This window comes from Comamonas avium (genome assembly GCF_014836675.1).
In the GTDB taxonomy this organism is placed as follows: domain Bacteria; phylum Pseudomonadota; class Gammaproteobacteria; order Burkholderiales; family Burkholderiaceae_C; genus Comamonas; species Comamonas avium.
Genome location: NZ_JACSQK010000003.1, coordinates 269,045 through 286,862, shown reverse-complemented (window position 1 = coordinate 286,862; position 17,818 = coordinate 269,045). Strand labels below are relative to the sequence as shown.

Genomic DNA, 17,818 nt, shown 5'->3' with positions numbered 1-17,818 from the left:
TGCGCTGTGTGATGGCGGACTCTTTTGCAGGACGGCCACAATCAGCACTCTGGGCTGGCTGAACAGCTCGGTGATGGACTGCTACCAGCCCTGCGCAGACCTCAGGCCTTTATCTCGACCACCTGCTCGAACCCTCCGAAGATCATGCGCTTGCCATCAAAGGGCATGGGAGGATTACCCGGAGAAGAGGGATCCATCCGGGGGTCTTCCATCATTTTTTTCATGGCAGCATCGCGAGTTGCCTTGTCCGGCCATTCGATCCACGAAAAAGCCACTGTCTCCTCTGCCGTAGCTTGAACTGAGCGCCTGAAGTCAGTGACTTTGCCATCGGGCACATCATCGCCCCAGCCCTCAATCACACGCAGTGCGCCCAGCTCGAGGAATATCGGATCCAGTTTGCGAGCATGCTCAATGAACTTTTCTTTGTTGGCCGTGGGAACGGCAATCACAAACCCGTCGATATATGACATGTTTTTCACTCCTGCTAAGTTGGCGGGTTGAGATTGATAAAGCGCCGCCACCCAATGCCCGCTCGATCAGCTGCTGCGCTGCGCACAGCGTAGACCGTTTAAGCGCCCAAGTCACGCTCATGCAATCCACGCAAGCATGGCCTTTACAGATGGTTCGCGAGATATAGCGCGCGAGTTTTAACCACTACGGCAACGCTGCTTGCGAGCACAAAATCAGGTGTGCTTGCCTGCCACTTCTGGCGCCTGTGTGAGTTCGGCGCGCATCGCAGCCAAGGCCGTTGCAATTGCTGACACGCCCCGAATGGCTGCTATCTGTGACAAGAACGAACAGGGAGCTTTCAGCCATGTGCAGCCATTGCACCTGCAGCTGCCTCTACGGCAGATTCAAGGCTATTCGGCAGCTTTTGGAGTGTTGCGAAAACTAATAGCCATCCGGTTGTAAGCGTTCATAAGGCTAATAGCCACGGTCAAATCAACCAGCTCTTTTTCGGTAAAAACAGCTTTAGCCTGTGAGTAGTCTTCATCGGGCACCCCTGTCTGGTCAACCTTGGTCACTGATTCAGCCCATGCAAGGGCGGCTCTCTCACGGATATCAAAAAGCTTACCTGCTTCTCTCCACGCCTGAACCAATGCCAGCTTCTCGACCTTCACCCCCTTAGCGAGCAAGTCGCGGGTATGCATGTCCAGGCAAAATGCGCAGTTGTTGATTTGCGAGACTCGTAGATAGACCAATTCCACCAACTCGGGCGGTAAGCCGCTTTTCATCACATAGCCATAGACACCGGCCAGCGCAGCAGATGCGCCTGGTGCAACAGTGTTGTAGTCAATTCTTGCTGTCATATTTACTCCTATCAAGACAAGATAAGCCAAGGAAAAACTCCTGACTGATCACAAAAATTAGTCCATGTTGTTGCATGGGCCCATTGGAGTGAAGAGTGCCGTGGGTCGACAGCACCTGTCCATTGCGAGTGATAGCGAACTTTCACCAACCCTTCAACTGCACGGCAGCCACTGTCTGGTGCTCAGCCTCAGGGCAGCAACTGCGCAGTTACAACTTTGTGTGAAGGCCTACCCCTTGAAAGCAAAAAAATTTCCCTTATTATTAGCACTCGATGGTGTTGAGTGCTAACAGCACCAACTCCTCACCAGTTAGAACCAATCCTGCCTTGGCAGGGTTTTAGATCTATTCACCTTGTTGATTGATATCTAGGAGATGTTATGAACCTGCGTCCTTTGCACGACCGCGTAATCGTCAAGCGCCTTGAGAACGAAACCAAGACCGCTTCGGGCATCTATATCCCTGACAACGCTGCTGAAAAGCCTGATCAAGGCGAAGTGCTGGCTGTGGGCCCTGGCAAGCGTAACGACAAGGGCGAGCAAATCGCTCTGAACGTGAAGGTCGGTGACCGCGTTCTGTTCGGCAAGTACAGCGGCCAGACCGTGAAGGTCAACGGCGACGAGCTGCTGGTGATGAAGGAAGACGACTTGTTTGCAGTTGTTGAGAAGTAATTTTCTCGCTTCTTTCCAACTTTCAAATTCATAGCTTCAAGCTCTTTATTTACAAGAACTTGCGGTTAAATTGAACCCAATTTGTAGGAGCCAAAAATGGCAGCAAAAGACGTAGTATTTGGTGGTGAAGCCCGCGCTCGCATGGTTGAAGGCGTGAACATTCTGGCCAACGCAGTCAAGGTGACTCTGGGCCCTAAAGGCCGCAACGTTGTACTGGAGCGTTCGTTCGGCGCCCCTACCGTGACCAAGGACGGTGTGTCCGTGGCCAAGGAAATCGAGCTGAAGGACAAGCTGCAGAACATGGGCGCTCAGCTCGTCAAGGAAGTGGCCTCCAAGACCAACGATATCGCTGGTGACGGCACGACAACTGCTACCGTGCTGGCCCAGGCCATCGTGCGCGAAGGCAGCAAGTACGTTGCCGCTGGTCTGAACCCCATGGACCTCAAGCGCGGTATCGACAAGGCTGTGGCCGCTCTGGTGGAACAGCTGAAGACCCAGTCCAAAGCCACGACCACTTCCAAGGAAATCGCTCAGGTTGGTTCGATCTCCGCGAACTCCGACGAATCCATCGGCAAGATCATTGCTGACGCGATGGACAAGGTTGGCAAGGAAGGCGTGATCACTGTGGAAGAAGGCAAGAGCCTGGACAACGAGCTGGATGTCGTTGAAGGCATGCAGTTCGACCGTGGCTACCTGTCGCCTTACTTCATCAACAACCCAGAAAAGCAATCTGCTGTTCTGGACAACCCCTTCGTGCTGCTGTTTGACAAGAAGATCAGCAACATCCGTGACCTGCTGCCTACTCTGGAGCAAGTGGCCAAGGCTGGCCGTCCTCTGCTGATCATTGCAGAAGACGTCGAAGGCGAAGCCCTGGCAACGCTGGTGGTCAACACCATCCGCGGCATTCTGAAGGTTGTGGCTGTGAAGGCTCCTGGCTTTGGCGATCGCCGCAAGGCCATGCTGGAAGACATCGCTATCCTGACCGGTGGCAAGGTTATCGCTGAAGAAGTGGGCCTGACTCTGGACAAGGTCACTTTGGAAGACCTGGGCCAAGCTCAGCGCGTTGAAATCGGCAAGGAAAACACCACCATCATCGACGGTGCTGGCCAAGCTGATGAAATCGAAACTCGCGTCAAGCAAATCCGCCTGCAAATCGAAGAAGCGACCAGCGACTACGACCGTGAAAAACTGCAAGAGCGCGTGGCCAAGCTGGCCGGCGGTGTTGCAGTGATCAAGGTTGGCGCTGCGACCGAAGTCGAGATGAAGGAAAAGAAGGCCCGCGTGGAAGACGCCCTGCACGCAACCCGCGCTGCTGTGGAAGAAGGCATCGTGGCAGGCGGCGGCGTGGCATTCCTGCGCGCCAAGCAAGCTATTGGCAACCTGAAGGGCGACAACGCCGAGCAGGATGCTGGTATCAAGCTGGTGCTGAAGGCCATCGAAGCGCCTCTGCGCGAAATCGTGGCCAACGCCGGTGGCGAGCCATCGGTGGTGGTGGACGCTGTGCTGAAGGGCCAGGGCAACTTCGGCTTTAACGCGGCCAACGACACTTACGGTGACATGCTGGAAATGGGTATCCTGGACCCAACCAAGGTGACCCGTACTGCACTGCAGAACGCTGCTTCCGTGGCTTCGCTGCTGCTGACCACCGAGTGCATGGTTGCCGAAGCCCCCAAGGCTGAAGGCGCTGGCGCCCCTGACATGGGTGGCATGGGCGGCATGGGTGGCATGGGCGGCATGGGCATGTAATTGCCAAGCTGCCAACCGAAGTGACAACACTTCGGTTGCTGCACACAATAAGACAAAAGGCCGCTTTCGCGGCCTTTTGTCTTAGCGGGCAACGCGGCTTTGACGCTTACCCGCAAAGCGTGGATAGCGCCTCTTTAATTGCCATTGACTGGCGACTCTGCCAGGCGCTGCATCAAGGAAACAGTCGATGGATCTACACCACGCCAGTCATCGGTTTGCTGGCAGACGCGCAGCTCCTGCGCCAGCTTTTTACCCAGCTCTACACCCCACTGGTCAAAGCTGTTGATGCCCCACACCGCACCAGAAACAAACACACGGTGCTCATACAATGCGATCAGCGCCCCCAAGGACGCGGGGTCCAGCGATTGCAGCAGCAAGAACGTACTGGGCCGGTTGCCTGGACAGTCCCGCTCCACGCCCTCGCCATGGCGTCCGACCATCAGCGCCTGTGCCTGGGCAATGGCATTGATTACCAGACTTTGGTGGTGTGCACCCAGATACTTGCCCCCATCGCGCAGCGCAATGAATTCCACTGGAATGACATCAGGGCCCTGGTGAAGCATCTGAAAGAAGGCATGCTGGCCATTGGTTCCGGGCTCACCCCAGACCACGGCGCAGGTGGGCACCTCCAGCTTGTGGCCATGGCGCGTCACGCGCTTGCCATTGCTCTCCATCTCCAGTTGCTGGAGATAGGCTGTCAACCGGCGCAACCCATGGCTGTATGGAGCAATGCAACGGCTGCTGAAGCCGCAAAAGTTGCGATTCCACACGTCCAGCAGCCCCAAGCGCATGGGTAAATTCTGCGCATCAGGTGCGGTAAAGAAGTGCGCATCCATTGCATGCGCGCCCTGCAGCAGGCGACGAAATTGCGTTGCCCCTATCGCAATGGCAATTGGCAAGCCAATGGCTGACCACAGAGAGAATCGGCCACCGACCCAGTCCCAAAAGCCCAGAGTGCGTGAAATACCGAAGGCAGCCGCAGCCTCTGTATTGGTTGTCAGCGCCACAAAGTGGCGATCAATATTGCACGCATCTTCGGCGCTGTCACTGCCCCCGTTGGCCAAGAACCACTCACGTGCGGAATGCGCATTGAGCATGGTTTCCGCCGTAGTGAAGGACTTGGACGCAATCAGAAAGAGGGTGCTCTCAGGTCTGACCTTGCGCAGTACATGCCCAAGTTCATGCCCGTCGACATTCGAGACAAAGTGAAATTGTTTGCCCGTATCGACCCAGTCTTCCAGCGCCTGCACCACCACTTCCGGGCCAAGGTGCGAGCCACCAATACCAATATTGACCACATCCGTGATGCGCGAGTCTGCGCGCAGTTGCTCCGCCAATTGGAGCATGGCATTCAAGGTGCTGTGAACATCACCCAATGCCTGGCGCATGTCTGCCGGCCATGCCTGCACAACTTTGTTTTCACGCAGCAAGCCACCATCTTGTGGCGTGCGAAGCAGCCAGTGCATGGCGCCACGCCCTTCACTTGTGTTGATGGCCTGCCCGGCCAGCATGCTGTCACGCAACGCATGTACCTTGCGTGCATGGCCCAGTTGGGCCAGCAGTGCTTCCGTATTTTCCAGCAGCCAATTTTTGGATAAATCTGCAAACACATAAGGCGCTTGCTGACTTAGTTTTTCCAGGCGCTGAGGATCAGCACCGAACGCTTGCTGCAGGTCAAAGCCTTCTTTGAAGGCTTGAAAGTGCACTTGCAGCTGCGCCCACTCTGGCGCTTCATGACAGACCAAATCCATGCTTGACTTAGCGCTTGCGCACTACCACGCTTCCCACGGAATACCCTGCTCCAAAAGAGCAGATCACGCCCGTATCACCGGCCAGCAGATCTGCACGGTGCTTGTGAAAAGCGATGATGGATCCCGCAGAAGCGGTATTGGCAAATTCGTCCAGAATCAGCGGCGCACGGTCAGCCGAGGCTTCTCCCACCAGTTTCTTCAAGACCAGCTGGTTCATCCCCAAATTAGCCTGGTGCAACCAGTAGCGGCGGACTTGCTCAGGTGTCTGATCCATTTTTTCCAGATGCGCTTGAATGTGTGCCGCAGCAATCGGCACAACTTCCTTGAATACCTTACGGCCTTCTTGCCGGAAAGTCTTGTCACGCGCAACAGGATCACTGTCTTCACTTCGATTCATGAAACCGAAGTTGTTGCGAATATTGTTGGAGAACTGTGTCGCCAAATGAGTGCCCAGCACCTCCCACGCATCCTGGCTGGTGGCAGTGTCTGCACGTTCAATGATCACTGCCGTACACACATCACCAAAGATAAAGTGGCAGTCGCGGTCACGCCATTCAAGGTGTGCAGACGTAATTTCTGGATTCACAACCAGTACACATTGAGCAGTGCCACAACGCACGGCATTAACGGCTTGTTCAATCGCAAATGTGGCCGATGAGCAGGCTACATTCATGTCAAACCCATAGCCCCCGGCCCCCAGGGCTTGCTGAATTTCCACTGCCATGGCGGGATAGGCACGCTGCATATTGGAAGCTGCGCACAGCACCATATCAATATCAGCACCCGTTTTACCGGCCTGCGCCAGTGCTTCATGGGCGGCGGCGACTGCAATTTCTGCCATCAATGACAGCTGATCGTCAGAGCGCTCCTGAAAACGTGGATACATGCGCTGCGGATCAAGTACCCCCGTTTTCTCCAACACGTAGCGTTGCCCAATGCCAGAGGCTTTCTCGATGAATTCCACGCTCGAATGCTGCAACGCCGGGCGGCTACCCGCTGCTATGTCGCTGGCGAAACGTGCATTTTGAAGATCCACGTAGCTATTGAAAGCCTCCACCAGCTCGGCATTGGTGATGGTGTGAGGCGGCTGATACAAGCCCGTACCGCTAATAACAACAGAATGCATAAAAATATTTCCATGACCCGCCAGCGCGGCGCAGCCTGCAAGTTTAACGATCAGGCCGCTTCGATGAGCTGTTCCAGCTTGATGGCATCGGCAGCAAAGGCTCGAATGCCTTCCGCAAGCTTCTCCGTGGCCATGGCATCTGCATTCAAGGCATAGCGAAAGCCTGCTTCATCGTAATGCTCTGCATGCAAATTAAGACTTCGTGCCTGCTGCGCATCCAGTGCCCGCTGCACCGGGGCTTGACTTTGACTCAGCTGCGCCAAGAGCTCAGGCGCAATGGTCAGCAAGTCGCAGCCCGCTAACGCCACAATTTGCCCCGTACTGCGAAAGCTGGCGCCCATGACTTCCGTCGTGATGCCGAAATGCTTGTAGTACTCATAAATCGCACGCACAGACCGCACTCCAGGATCATTGGCACCAGACATAGCGGCCTCATCCCACTGCGCGCCCGCCTGTTTCTTGTACCAGTCGTAAATACGCCCCACAAACGGCGATATCAGGCACACCTTGGCTTGTCCACAGGCAACGGCCTGCACTTTAGAGAAGAGCAAGGTGAGGTTGGTATGAATGCCGCGCATTTCCAGCAACCGAGCCGCCTCAATGCCCTCCCACGTCGCGGCAATCTTGATCAAAACACGGTCAGTGTGTATGCCCGCCGCTTGGTACAGCTCGATAAGCCGCTCTGCACGCGCAAGGGTGGCTTGTGTATTGAAAGACAAGCGGGCATCGACTTCTGTAGAGACACGGCCTGGCACCACCGACAAAATCTCGCAGCCAAACCTCACCAGCAAGCGATCCGTCACTTCCTCCAGAGATTTGCCTTGCCACTGGCGCGCCATATCCACCAGCAAAGGCCGATACTCTGGCAGCTGGACCGCCTTCAAAATCAGGGAAGGGTTGGTCGTCGCATCTTGTGGCTTGAACTGCGTGAGTTGCTGAAAATTACCGGTATCTGCCACCACCACCGTACATTGCTTGAGCTGCTCCAACTGGTTCATCTTGTCTCACTTCTTGTTGTGTGTTTTTCAAATCAAAAACCAAGTGTAGTGTGCGTTTTAGGCATACGGCTGCGCAAAACCTGCATCTGACTTGGTTTGTTGCAAGTGACGCAAAATTGCACCTTTTCCGACACTTCACCAAGGCCTGCACATGCTTGATCGAATTTCAGCCTCTCTCCCTTCGCTGGCGCCTGCCGAGCAACGGGTGGGGCAGCTTGTGCTGGCAGATCCTCACAGTTTTGCACGCCTGCCTGTCCGTGAGCTGGCAGAAAAAGCGCAAGTCAGCAAACCAACGGTGATCCGCTTCTGCCGAAGCCTGGGGTACGACGGCTTGGCCGATTTCAAGCTCAAGCTGGCAGGCAATGTGGCAGAAGGTGTTCCATTTGTACACCGCAGCGTTGATGCCGATGACAAGACTTCAGACGTCTTGGTCAAAGTCATCGACAACTCAGTCGCTGCATTCTTGCAGTACCGCAACGCTGCCAACGCAACGGCCATTGAACACGCGGTAGATGCCATCGTGAATGCCTGGAAGGCTAAAAAACGTGTGGAGATTTATGGTGTCGGCAACTCAGGCGTTGTTGCCCAAGACGCTCAGCACAAGTTTTTTCGCCTTGGCATCAGCAGCCAGGCCACCAGTGACAGCCACATCCAGACCATGGGTGCAACCATGCTCAGGCAGGGCGACTGCCTGATCGTCATCTCCAATTCTGGCCGCACACGAGAGCTGGTCGACGTGGCCCACATCGCCCGCTCTCAAGGCGCGACCATCATTGCCATCACATCCAGCCATACGCAGTTATCTGACAGCTGCCACATCCTGCTGGCTGCCGATAATCTGGAAGGATCTGACCTCTACAGCCCTATGGCGTCGCGCCTGCTGCACTTGCTCATCATCGATATTCTGGCCACCGCAGTGGCCTTAAAGATGGACGGCAGCTTGGCGCAAAATTTGCAGAACCTGCAAAACCAGCTGCAACAAAAACGCTATGGCATTTAACGCAGCCTGCACCACCGAGCCAGTCTAAGAGTTGCTGCGTTAACGAAGCGCCAAGCCCAAGCAGCAAGCAGCCCAAGTGGTGCAACACGGTCAAGCAGGGGCTTAGAAATAGGCCGATTGCGCACTCTCTGCTATTTCAATAGCTATCAAGGCTTAAAAACAAAGGACTTCAGATATAAAACTATCTGAAGTCCTTATGTGACAAGCGCTAAAAGCTCTTATTTTTTCTGCTTAGAACAAGGCCTTTAACATGCTTGAGCGCTGTTAACACCTCCCAGCAAACCACAAGTAGCTCAAGCCGTACGAGTACGGCGCGGCAACGCAAGGGCAAATTAACGACTGTGCTAGCAGCTCCAGGGTGCTGCAAACGAAAAAAACCGGCAGTAACGCCGGTTTTATGAAGCTGCCAATAGCTTAGAAGCGATGGCGCAGGCCTGCGGTGATGCCTGTCCGGCTGCGTGCCAGGCTGGCTGCATCGATATAGATCCTCTGCCCACCAGACACCTTGGTGTGATCTACCGCGAAATATGCATCAGTGCGCTTGCTGAATGCATAGTCCAGCGCTGCCACCATCATGTTGGACTTGCCATTGGAGACACCCGAAGTGGAGCCAGACTGCTTGGCATGAAAGTAATGCATGCCAGCATTAATCTGTGGCGTCACCTGGTAGCCAAAGCCCACTTTGATCATTTGGCGCTTGTCCGAATCACCTACTTGGAAACCACCATTGGTCTGACCTTGCCACATGTTGTTAATGATGGCCTGATCAACCAAACGGTCAGCCAGTGCGCCTACATAGGCTCCAACGGTCGTCGGTGTGCCGGGAGACTTCCACTTCACCTTGTTTTGTCCGTAACCTAAATTAAGGTACAAAGCCCCGGTGCGGTAAGAGCCGCCAAAAGTCCAGGCATCCAGATCAGAACCACCAGGCAGCGATGTTCTCAAGAAACCGCCACCGACTGAGATTCCATTTTCCGAATAGCGCAAGAAACCACCCATTGTTTTCAGCGCCCCTGATGCGATGCCACCAGCTGCAGTCGTCAGCGCATTGGGCGTGGTACTGCCAGTGGCTGCTGCAACAGCGTTATCAATGCCAGCCTTCACTGGAGCAGACAATGGTGTGGCGCCTGGGAATGGCAGCAAACCGAGCCCGACATTACGCACGTTGTCAGTGTTGTCGTTGCCTTCGGCAAACGAGTACTGCACCGTACCTACCCAGCTACGCGTAGGGGTGGCCAAGGTGTACTTCAGTGCATTGCTGGTACGTGCGCCTGCCGCCATACCCAACTCGGGCTTGAACGCTTCCATATAGGGCGAGTAAGGGAACGATGAATAAGTGCTGGTCACCACATCAAACAGCACGTTCCACTGACGACCCATCGTCAACCGGCCATAAGGTCCCTGCAAGCCCACATAGGCCAGCTGAAAAAACGGTGTGCTTACTGTGCCATCGTCCGCATTAAAGCGATTTTCCAACTCAACGAGCGCCTTGGTTCCGCCCCCCAAATCTTCCTCCACTTTGATGCCCCAGCGGCTTTGAGACATGCCGCCGCCGATCATTTTGGTCAGATTACCTTTAGCGGGACCTTCATTGTTGGTGTGGCGAATAGCCGCATCCACAATTCCCCACAGCTCCACCTTGCTAGCGCCAGTTGCCTGGGCCATGGCTGGCATGACAGTGGCACAAAGTATGCCTGCGGCGAGCGCTACGATTTTCTTTTGCATCTGCTTGTCTCCTCTTGAAGTGAAATTGTTCGATTCAGGATGCAATTTCATTCTAGAAAAGCACTGCCGTTCTAATTTCATTCTTAGCACGAAAACCACGCTCGTTTTCCCGCGCCACAGACGCTGCAAATGCAAAAAGCCAGCCCGAAGGCTGGCTTTTTTATCTAACAAAAACTGAGGCTAGCCCAGCTTCATATTAGAAAGCGTGGCGAACACCAACTTGCAGACCGTGCATCTTGCCGGAGTCATTAGCGCCATTAACGCCAGTGAAAGCACCGTTCAGACCGAAGTTAGCACCGTCCTTGTTCTTCAGGTAAGCGTATGTGCCGTACAAAGCTGTGCGCTTGGACATGTTGTGCACGTAGCCCAGCGAGAACTGGTTGGCCTTGCCGCCGTTGTCGCTGATCTTGTAGTTGTTGTAGGTGGCCTTAACTTCACCAGCAGCACCCACAGGCACGGACACGCCCACGTTGTACGACTTCAGACTTACGTCATCACCTGTAGCAATTTCGTTGTACTTGGTGTTCTTGTAGAAGGCCAGCAACTTGGCTACGCCAAAGTTGTAAGAACCACCCAGTTGCCAAGTCTTCAGGTCTTCAGTACCAGCAGCTGCCAAGCCGTTGTTTTGCTTGTCGTAACCCAGACCCAGGCTCAGAGGGCCGTTGTCATAGGTTGCGCCAACGCCCATGTAACGAGCTGTGCGGTTGGCTTCTTGCTCACCAAAACCGTAGTCGATACCCACGCCAAAGCCCGAGAACTTAGGCGAGATGTAGCTGATCATGTTGTTGCTACGGTTTTGGTAACCAGTTTGTGTACCGTTCCATGCCAGGGTAGAACCCAGACCCACGGTACCGAACAGGTCGTAACGGCTAACAGCGTTGTACGAAGCTGTCAGAGCACGGCCCAGACGCACTTGACCGAAGCTGCCGGACAGGCCAACTGTGGATTGACGCTTGAAGTTCAGGCCACCAGCAGTGCCGTCATCAGGCTGCAACTCGCCTTCAACAACAAACTCAGCCTTCAGGCCGTTGCCCAGGTCTTCCACACCGCGGAAGCCCAGACGGCTTGTAGCGTTGCCGCTGTTCAGCATGCCAGAAACGCTATCTTCACCCTTCACGTAGCCGATGCTGGTGTCAACAACACCGTACAGGGTCACGGAAGACTGAGCCATTGCAGCGCCGGAAGAGGCCAGCACGGCCAAGGCGATCAGAGATTTCTTCATATCAATTACTCCAAGGTTTATAGAGGGCACGCAGCAGCAGTTTTTTGTTGCCTTGACTCAATCAACTCGAGCCGGGCCTGTTGAGCGCGCCAACCTCCTGGTGGGGAAGTTGGGCTTATTGCACCAGACTGGACACCCTTGCGCAAAGAAAATCCCCTGCTCAGGGCTGAATTCATCCCATTCTGTTGCTCACGTGCAACAAACCACTCTCAAATGGTGTGTCGCACGGCAATGTCGCAATTTCAAATAAATAACGACACTTCTTCTGACTGCGTCGCAGCTACAGCAGTAAGTGCACACCGACATGAATTCACGCACCCTATTCACGCGAGCACTTCGCCGCCTCTGTGCATTCAATCGCCTGCGGTTGATATAAAAAATACATAAAAAAAGCGCCTTTTCGGCGCTTTTTCAAATTTTTAAAGCTTTTAAGCTTCGTGCAGCTCAAAGCTGGTGGTGATCTCAGCAGTCTTGCCCAGCATGATGCTGGCCGAGCAATATTTCTCATGGCTCATGGCAATCGCGCGCTCTACTGCGGTTTCGGGCAGGCCCTTACCCGTTACGGTGAAGTGCATATTGATCTTGGTGAAAACCTTGGGCTCCACTTCGGCGCGCTCTGCGGTCAGCTTGACGGAGCAGCCACGCACGTCATGGCGGCCACGTTTCAAGATGAGCACGACGTCATAGGCCGTGCATCCACCAGTGCCTGCCAGCAGTGCCTCCATGGGGCGCGGGGCCAGATTCTGTCCGCCATTGGCAGGATTGCGCTCATCCGGAGCACCATCCATGGCCAGTACGTGGCCGCTGCCTGTTTCGGCAATAAAACCCATTCCAGATCGTGTGCTTGCTGCGCCTGTCCAGCTTACGGTGCATTCCATGTCGTTTTCTCCTCAGAGATGTAGTCAGTTGGCCGGTTTGCCGCAACTCAGTCAGCGAATGGCAAAACTGTAGTTTCAGAAAACCTTGAAATCTTGTTGCAACGCAACATTTCTCGCGTTACAATGCGCTCCTGCGTTAAATCGCTGGTTCTACCCGGCGACACCACAGTCGGCATTGGCTACTGTAGCGCACCAGTTGTCTCCTCCACCTCCTCTAACGGTGGATTCAGCCCCAAGCCCTAGCGGCTTGGGGCTTTTTTTGTGCCGCGATGGCCGTGTTGCAGCACTGTCATGGCGCGCACGGCGGTCACATGCCTATGATGACGGATCTGGACTGTGCGCCTTCTTTGCGCCAGCACGCTTGATTTGTCGCCCTATGCCTGCACAAAAGACACTTACGCCCTTTGATTACCTCACCAAGATTCTGAACGCCCGCGTCTACGACGTGGCAATTGAATCTGATCTGGACCCGGCCAAGAACCTCAGCCGCCGTCTGCACAACAAGGTGCTGCTCAAGCGAGAAGACCAGCAGCCTGTCTTCAGCTTCAAGCTGCGTGGTGCCTATAACAAGATGGCACACCTGACGGCTGAGCAACTGGGCAAAGGGGTGATCTGCGCATCCGCGGGCAATCATGCTCAAGGCGTGGCCATGAGTGCCAAGAAGCTGGGCTGCCGCGCCGTGATCGTGATGCCCACCACCACCCCGCAGGTGAAGGTGGATGCCGTAGCTGCGCTGGGCGGCGAGGTCGTACTGGCGGGGGAAAGCTATTCCGATGCCTACAAGCACGCGGTCAAGCTGCAAAAAACCGAAGGTCTGACCTTTGTGCACCCCTTTGATGATCCGGACGTGATTGCCGGCCAGGGCACCATCGCCATGGAGATGCTGCGCCAGTTGCAAAAGTTGGGCAGCCAGCGCCTGGATGCGGTGTTTGTAGCGATTGGCGGCGGCGGCCTGATCAGCGGTGTGGCCAACTACATCAAGGCTGTGCGCCCCGAGATCAAGGTCATTGGCGTGCACACCAAGGATTCCAGCGCCATGCTGCAGTCGGTGCAGGCGGGCGAGCGCATAGAGCTGGCCGACGTGGGCCTGTTTGCCGACGGCACTGCGGTGAAGCTGGTGGGCGAAGAAACTTTCCGCATCGCCAAAGACCTTGTGGATGACTATGTGGTGGTGGACACCGATGCCGTCTGCGCGGCCATCAAAGACATTTTTGTAGACACGCGCTCCATCGTCGAGCCCTCAGGGGCGCTGGCTGTGGCGGCCATCAAGCAGTACGTGGCCAAGCACAAGACCAAGGGCGAGACCTACGCGGCCATTCTTTGCGGCGCGAACATGAACTTTGACCGCCTGCGCTTTGTGGCCGAGCGGGCCGAGGTGGGTGAAGAGCGCGAGGCCCTGTTTGCCGTGACCATTCCCGAAGAGCGCGGCAGCTTCAAGCGCTTTTGCGAGGTGGTGGGCAAGCTGCCCGGCGGTCCGCGCAGCGTGACCGAGTTCAACTACCGCATCAGCCACGACAGCAAGGCCCACGTTTTTGTCGGCCTGACCACACCCACCAAGGGCGAGAGCGAAAAAATCTGCAAGAATTTTCACAAGAATGGCTTTGATGCGCTGGACCTGACGTTTGACGAGATGGCCAAGGAACACCTGCGCCACATGGTGGGCGGACATTCGCCGCTGGCACAAGAAGAGCGCCTGCTGCGCTTCGTCTTCCCCGAGCGTCCCGGCGCACTGTTCAAGTTCCTCAGCCTGATGGCACCGACCTGGAACATCTCGCTGTTCCACTACCGCAACCAGGGCGCCGACTATGGCCGCATTCTGGTGGGCATGCAGGTGCCTGAGAAAGACAGCAAAAAGTTTGATAGCTTCCTCAAGCAACTGGGCTACCCATGGGTGGAAGAGACCCAGAACCCTGCCTACCAGTTGTTCTTGAAATAGCATTTCAAGCTTTTCCCTACCCAATCCTTTTCGCACCCAAGCGCTGATGCATAAAGCGCTTGCAGCCCACCTGTTTAAAAGCTTTCATGCAAGCCCTTCGCCATTTTTTGCTGGCCGTGCAGTTTTTCAGCCGCATTCCGGTCACAGGGCGCATGGCTGCGTGGGTGGGCTGGAGCGCCGAGATGCAGCGCGCCAGCGCAGCCCATCTGCCCGGCGTGGGCTGGCTGGTGGGGCTGTGGGCAGCACTGTGGATGGGTGGTGTCTGCTGGCTGATGCCAGATACCCCGTGGACGCCGCTGCTGGCAGCCGTCCTCAGCACGGCAGGCACCCTGTGGCTGACGGGGGGGTTTCACGAAGATGGCCTGGCCGATGTGGCCGATGGGCTGGGTGGCTTTGTGCCACCCGAACGCGCGCTGGAGATCATGAAGGACTCGCGCCTCGGTGCCTATGGCGTGATGACGCTGGTCATGGCCTTGCTGACCAAAGTGACCCTGATCGCTTTGCTGCTCAGCGCCATGCAAGACTTTTGGGGGCCGGTCCCCATCCTCGTGCTGGTGTGCTGCATCCACGTGCTGTCGCGCTTTGCGCCACTGGTGCTGATGCGCAGCCTGCCCCATGTCGGGCTGGCGGCCAGCAGCAAAACCCTGCACGTGGCGGGCCAGCAGATGGGCTGGCAAGGCCTGCTGACCGGGGCCTTTTGGTGCCTGCCTGCACTGGTACTGCTGGGCTGGCTGGGTATTTACAGTTTTGTCCTGGGCCTGCTGGCTGCCATGGCTGTCACCACATGGCTGCTGCGCTGCTGGTTCAAAAAACGTCTGGGCGGCATGACAGGCGACTGCCTGGGTGCATGCCAGCAGCTCAGCGAGCTGGCCATGCTGTTGGCCACGGCCCTGTATCTGGGCCGCCAGCTATGACGCTGCGATGAGCACGCTGTGGCTGGCGCGCCATGCACGCCCCCTGATTGACAGCGGCATCTGCTATGGCCGCCTGAATGTGGCTGCCGATGCGGCGCTGACTGCCGCTGCGGCGCAAGACTTGGTGAAGGCACTGGCTGCCAACACTGCAAAGAACTTTTCATCCCCCACCGCTTGCACCGTCGTGCTGCGCCACTCGCCCTTACAAAGATGTGAGCAACTTGCGCACGCATTGATTGAGCAACAGTCCCGCCTAGTTTTTCACCCCCACGCCGACACACGGCTGCAAGAGATGGATTTTGGCGCGTGGGAAGGCGTGGCGTGGCACGACATCTCCCGCGCACACGTTGATGCATGGGCCGCCGACCTGCCCCACTACGCCCCCGGCGGGAGCGAGTCACTGGCCAGCATGCTGCAACGCGTTCAAGCGGCGCTGCAGCACAGCTGGCTGGTGGATAGCCAGCAGGGCACGCGCGATGTCGTCTGGGCCACCCATGCAGGCGTCATCCGCTGCGTGCAGTGGTTGCTGCAACACGGCAACGCCCTGCCCAGCAGTGCCGCATGGACCCTGCCCGCGCCCGGCTTTGGGCAATGGCTGGCACTGCCGTGGGCCGCAGCCGCCCCCCGCCTTTCCCACCTGAACCCTTAACTGCGCTGCTTGGCGCTGAGAGCTACACCGCAATGTCTTTGCAACTCACCCCTGAATCCCAGCAACAGGCGATTGCCTCTATCGAACGCTATTTCCGCGAGCACATGGACGAGCCGATTGGCAATGTCGCCGCTGGCGGGCTGCTGAAGTTTTTTCTGCAAGAAATTGCCCCTGTCGCCTACAACCAGGGCGTGGCCGATGCGCAAGAGCGCCTGCAGCAACGTGTGGCAGAAATTGACATTGAAGTGCACCACGCCCCCTTCACCTACTGGCCGCAGCCCGCGCGCTCGCGCCGCAGCTGAGCGGCTGCTCACAGCGCATGGCTGCAACGCCGCCAGGTCTTGAAACTGCACAGATGCTGACTGCAGCTGCGCGCCTTAACTGCCAACAAATCTGCGCTGAAATGGCTGATGCCAGCAGCACCAAACCTTTGACACAGCCATAACCCGACACCATCCCGGGCTTGGCACCTGCCCCACAATGGCTGCATGTTTGAATCCCTGCGCACTTGGGCCACCCCCTACGGTGGCGATGCTTTTCTCTACATCACGCTCTTGGCCGTTGCCAGTTTCATCGCCCTTGTGGTGCTGAAACAGCGCCTGAGCACGTTCACGCTCAACCGCCTCATTCGCATGGGCGCACTGGTGGCATTGCCGCTGTCCTTTGTCGCGATGGAGATGGGCGACAACAACTGGGGCATCGCAGTCGTTGCCATTGTGTGGTGCGTACTGGTGGCCATCATCTGCAAGAACGAAACCAGCCAGCGCGCCATTCAACAAGGCGCATCTAAAAAATGAGCTTCCATCGCTTATCAGAGCTTGTTTTCAGATAGTTTTATATCTAAAAACAAGCATGCATAAGCGCTGATAGCTTCTATTTCAAGAGTGGAGCTTCCCATGCATTTCAAAACGCCCCGTCTGTCCATGCTTGACCTGGTGGCTGTGCGCGAAGGCGGCACCGTGCGCCAGGCGCTGAACATTGCCGTACAAACCGCACAGAAAGCCGAAGCACTGGGCTTTGCCCGTTACTGGCTGGCCGAGCACCACAACATGCCGGGCATTGCCAGCTCAGCCACCTCGGTACTGATTGGCCACATTGCCGGCAAGACAGAACGCATCCGCGTGGGCTCGGGCGGCATCATGCTGCCCAACCATGCACCGCTGGTAGTGGCCGAAGCCTTTGGCACGCTGGCCGAGCTGTATCCGGGCCGCATTGATCTGGGTCTGGGCCGTGCCCCCGGCACCGATGGAGCCACCATGCGCGCGCTGCGCCGTGACCGCGTGGAAACTGAGCAGGACTTCCCCGCTGACGTGGCAGAGCTGCAGCGCCTGCTGGGCCCCGCGCAAGAAGGTGCGCGCATCACCGCCACACCGGGCACCAACACCAACATCCCCATCTGGCTGCTGGGCTCCAGCCTGTTTTCTGCACAGCTGGCAGCCATGAAAGGACTGCCCTACGCCTTTGCCTCGCACTTTGCGCCGCGCTTTTTGCACCAGGCCATTGAGCTGTATCGCAGCATGTTTCGCCCCTCTGCCACGCTGGCAAAGCCTTATGTGATGGTGGGCGTGCCCGTGGTGGCAGCACCCACTGATGAAGAAGCGCAATTTCTGGCCACCAGCACGCAGCAGCGCGTGCTGGGCATCCTGACCGGCCAGCGCGGCCAGCTGCCTGCGCCCGTTGAAGGCTTCATGCAGCAACTGGGCCCGCGTGAGCAAGCCGCCATCAACGACTTTCTGGCCATGTCTGTGGTCGGTGGCCCAGATACAGTGCGCGCAGGCTTTGCTCGCATTCAGGAAACCACTGAAGCCGACGAGCTGATTTTGGTGACCGACGTGTACAACCCCATGCTGCGCCTGAGCAGCCTGGAGATTGCTGCACAAGCGCTCAAATAAAC

17 protein-coding genes are annotated in these 17,818 nt (G+C 56.6%); 9 read left to right on the top strand and 8 right to left on the bottom strand.

Annotated features, from left to right (window positions below; translation table 11 throughout):
* Positions 1 to 101: 101 nt before the first annotated feature.
* Positions 102 to 470, bottom strand: a complete 369-nt coding sequence (locus H9646_RS06595) for a DUF1428 domain-containing protein (RefSeq protein WP_191722550.1) — start codon at positions 468 to 470, stop codon at positions 102 to 104.
* Positions 471 to 860: 390 nt separating this feature from the next.
* Positions 861 to 1,310, bottom strand: coding sequence for a carboxymuconolactone decarboxylase family protein (locus tag H9646_RS06590; protein WP_191722782.1), 450 nt, complete (start codon positions 1,308 to 1,310; stop codon positions 861 to 863).
* A gap of 378 nt (positions 1,311 to 1,688) precedes the next feature.
* Between H9646_RS06590 and groES the strand changes: the two genes are divergently transcribed.
* Both groES and groL read left to right on the top strand, forming a co-directional pair.
* Positions 1,689 to 1,979, top strand: a complete 291-nt coding sequence (groES, locus tag H9646_RS06585) for a co-chaperone GroES (protein WP_191722549.1) — start codon at positions 1,689 to 1,691, stop codon at positions 1,977 to 1,979.
* Positions 1,980 to 2,075: 96 nt separating this feature from the next.
* The gene (gene groL / locus H9646_RS06580; protein ID WP_191722548.1) at positions 2,076 to 3,725 is read left to right on the top strand and encodes a chaperonin GroEL; all 1,650 of its coding nucleotides are present in this window, start codon (positions 2,076 to 2,078) and stop codon (positions 3,723 to 3,725) included.
* 134 nt (positions 3,726 to 3,859) lie between these two features.
* Here groL and pgi read toward each other — a convergent pair whose 3' ends face one another.
* The 3 genes from pgi to tal are packed head-to-tail and all read right to left on the bottom strand — an operon-like array spanning position 3,860 to position 7,600.
* The gene (gene pgi / locus H9646_RS06575; RefSeq protein ID WP_191722547.1) at positions 3,860 to 5,476 is read right to left on the bottom strand and encodes a glucose-6-phosphate isomerase; all 1,617 of its coding nucleotides are present in this window, start codon (positions 5,474 to 5,476) and stop codon (positions 3,860 to 3,862) included.
* A 7-nt stretch (positions 5,477 to 5,483) separates the two neighbouring features.
* Entirely contained in the window at positions 5,484 to 6,602 is a 1,119-nt protein-coding gene (locus tag H9646_RS06570; protein ID WP_191722546.1) for a beta-ketoacyl-ACP synthase III, read from the bottom strand.
* Between the two features lie 50 nt (positions 6,603 to 6,652).
* Positions 6,653 to 7,600 carry a transaldolase gene (gene tal, locus H9646_RS06565; protein WP_191722545.1) on the bottom strand — a complete coding sequence of 316 codons (948 nt, stop codon included), beginning with the start codon at positions 7,598 to 7,600 and terminating at the stop codon, positions 6,653 to 6,655.
* A gap of 151 nt (positions 7,601 to 7,751) precedes the next feature.
* Between tal and H9646_RS06560 the strand changes: the two genes are divergently transcribed.
* Positions 7,752 to 8,600, top strand: a complete 849-nt coding sequence (locus tag H9646_RS06560) for a MurR/RpiR family transcriptional regulator (protein WP_191722544.1) — start codon at positions 7,752 to 7,754, stop codon at positions 8,598 to 8,600.
* 414 nt (positions 8,601 to 9,014) lie between these two features.
* Here H9646_RS06560 and H9646_RS06555 read toward each other — a convergent pair whose 3' ends face one another.
* From H9646_RS06555 to H9646_RS06545, 3 genes are all read right to left on the bottom strand, one after another.
* Positions 9,015 to 10,325 (bottom strand): porin, encoded by a 1,311-nt coding sequence (locus H9646_RS06555; RefSeq protein WP_191722543.1) that lies wholly within the window; start codon positions 10,323 to 10,325, stop codon positions 9,015 to 9,017.
* 196 nt (positions 10,326 to 10,521) lie between these two features.
* The gene (locus tag H9646_RS06550; protein ID WP_191722542.1) at positions 10,522 to 11,547 is read right to left on the bottom strand and encodes a porin; all 1,026 of its coding nucleotides are present in this window, start codon (positions 11,545 to 11,547) and stop codon (positions 10,522 to 10,524) included.
* A 428-nt stretch (positions 11,548 to 11,975) separates the two neighbouring features.
* Positions 11,976 to 12,425, bottom strand: a complete 450-nt coding sequence (locus H9646_RS06545; RefSeq protein WP_191722541.1) for an OsmC family protein — start codon at positions 12,423 to 12,425, stop codon at positions 11,976 to 11,978.
* A 376-nt stretch (positions 12,426 to 12,801) separates the two neighbouring features.
* On the opposite strand from H9646_RS06545, the gene ilvA reads away from it, so the two are divergent.
* The 6 genes from ilvA to H9646_RS06515 all read left to right on the top strand — a co-directional run bounded on the left by ilvA (position 12,802) and on the right by H9646_RS06515 (position 17,816).
* A complete protein-coding gene (gene ilvA / locus H9646_RS06540; protein WP_191722540.1) occupies positions 12,802 to 14,361 on the top strand; it encodes a threonine ammonia-lyase, biosynthetic in 1,560 nt (519 codons plus the stop codon).
* A gap of 86 nt (positions 14,362 to 14,447) precedes the next feature.
* Positions 14,448 to 15,275: an adenosylcobinamide-GDP ribazoletransferase gene (locus H9646_RS06535; RefSeq protein WP_191722539.1), complete on the top strand. Its 828-nt coding sequence runs from the start codon at positions 14,448 to 14,450 to the stop codon at positions 15,273 to 15,275.
* Between the two features lie 7 nt (positions 15,276 to 15,282).
* Positions 15,283 to 15,924 (top strand): histidine phosphatase family protein, encoded by a 642-nt coding sequence (locus tag H9646_RS06530; RefSeq protein ID WP_191722538.1) that lies wholly within the window; start codon positions 15,283 to 15,285, stop codon positions 15,922 to 15,924.
* Positions 15,925 to 15,956: 32 nt separating this feature from the next.
* Entirely contained in the window at positions 15,957 to 16,226 is a 270-nt protein-coding gene (locus H9646_RS06525) for a DUF2164 domain-containing protein (protein WP_191722537.1), read from the top strand.
* A 186-nt stretch (positions 16,227 to 16,412) separates the two neighbouring features.
* A complete protein-coding gene (locus tag H9646_RS06520; RefSeq protein WP_191722536.1) occupies positions 16,413 to 16,721 on the top strand; it encodes a hypothetical protein in 309 nt (102 codons plus the stop codon).
* A gap of 99 nt (positions 16,722 to 16,820) precedes the next feature.
* Positions 16,821 to 17,816, top strand: a complete 996-nt coding sequence (locus H9646_RS06515) for an LLM class flavin-dependent oxidoreductase (RefSeq protein ID WP_191722535.1) — start codon at positions 16,821 to 16,823, stop codon at positions 17,814 to 17,816.
* Positions 17,817 to 17,818: the final 2 nt, after the last annotated feature.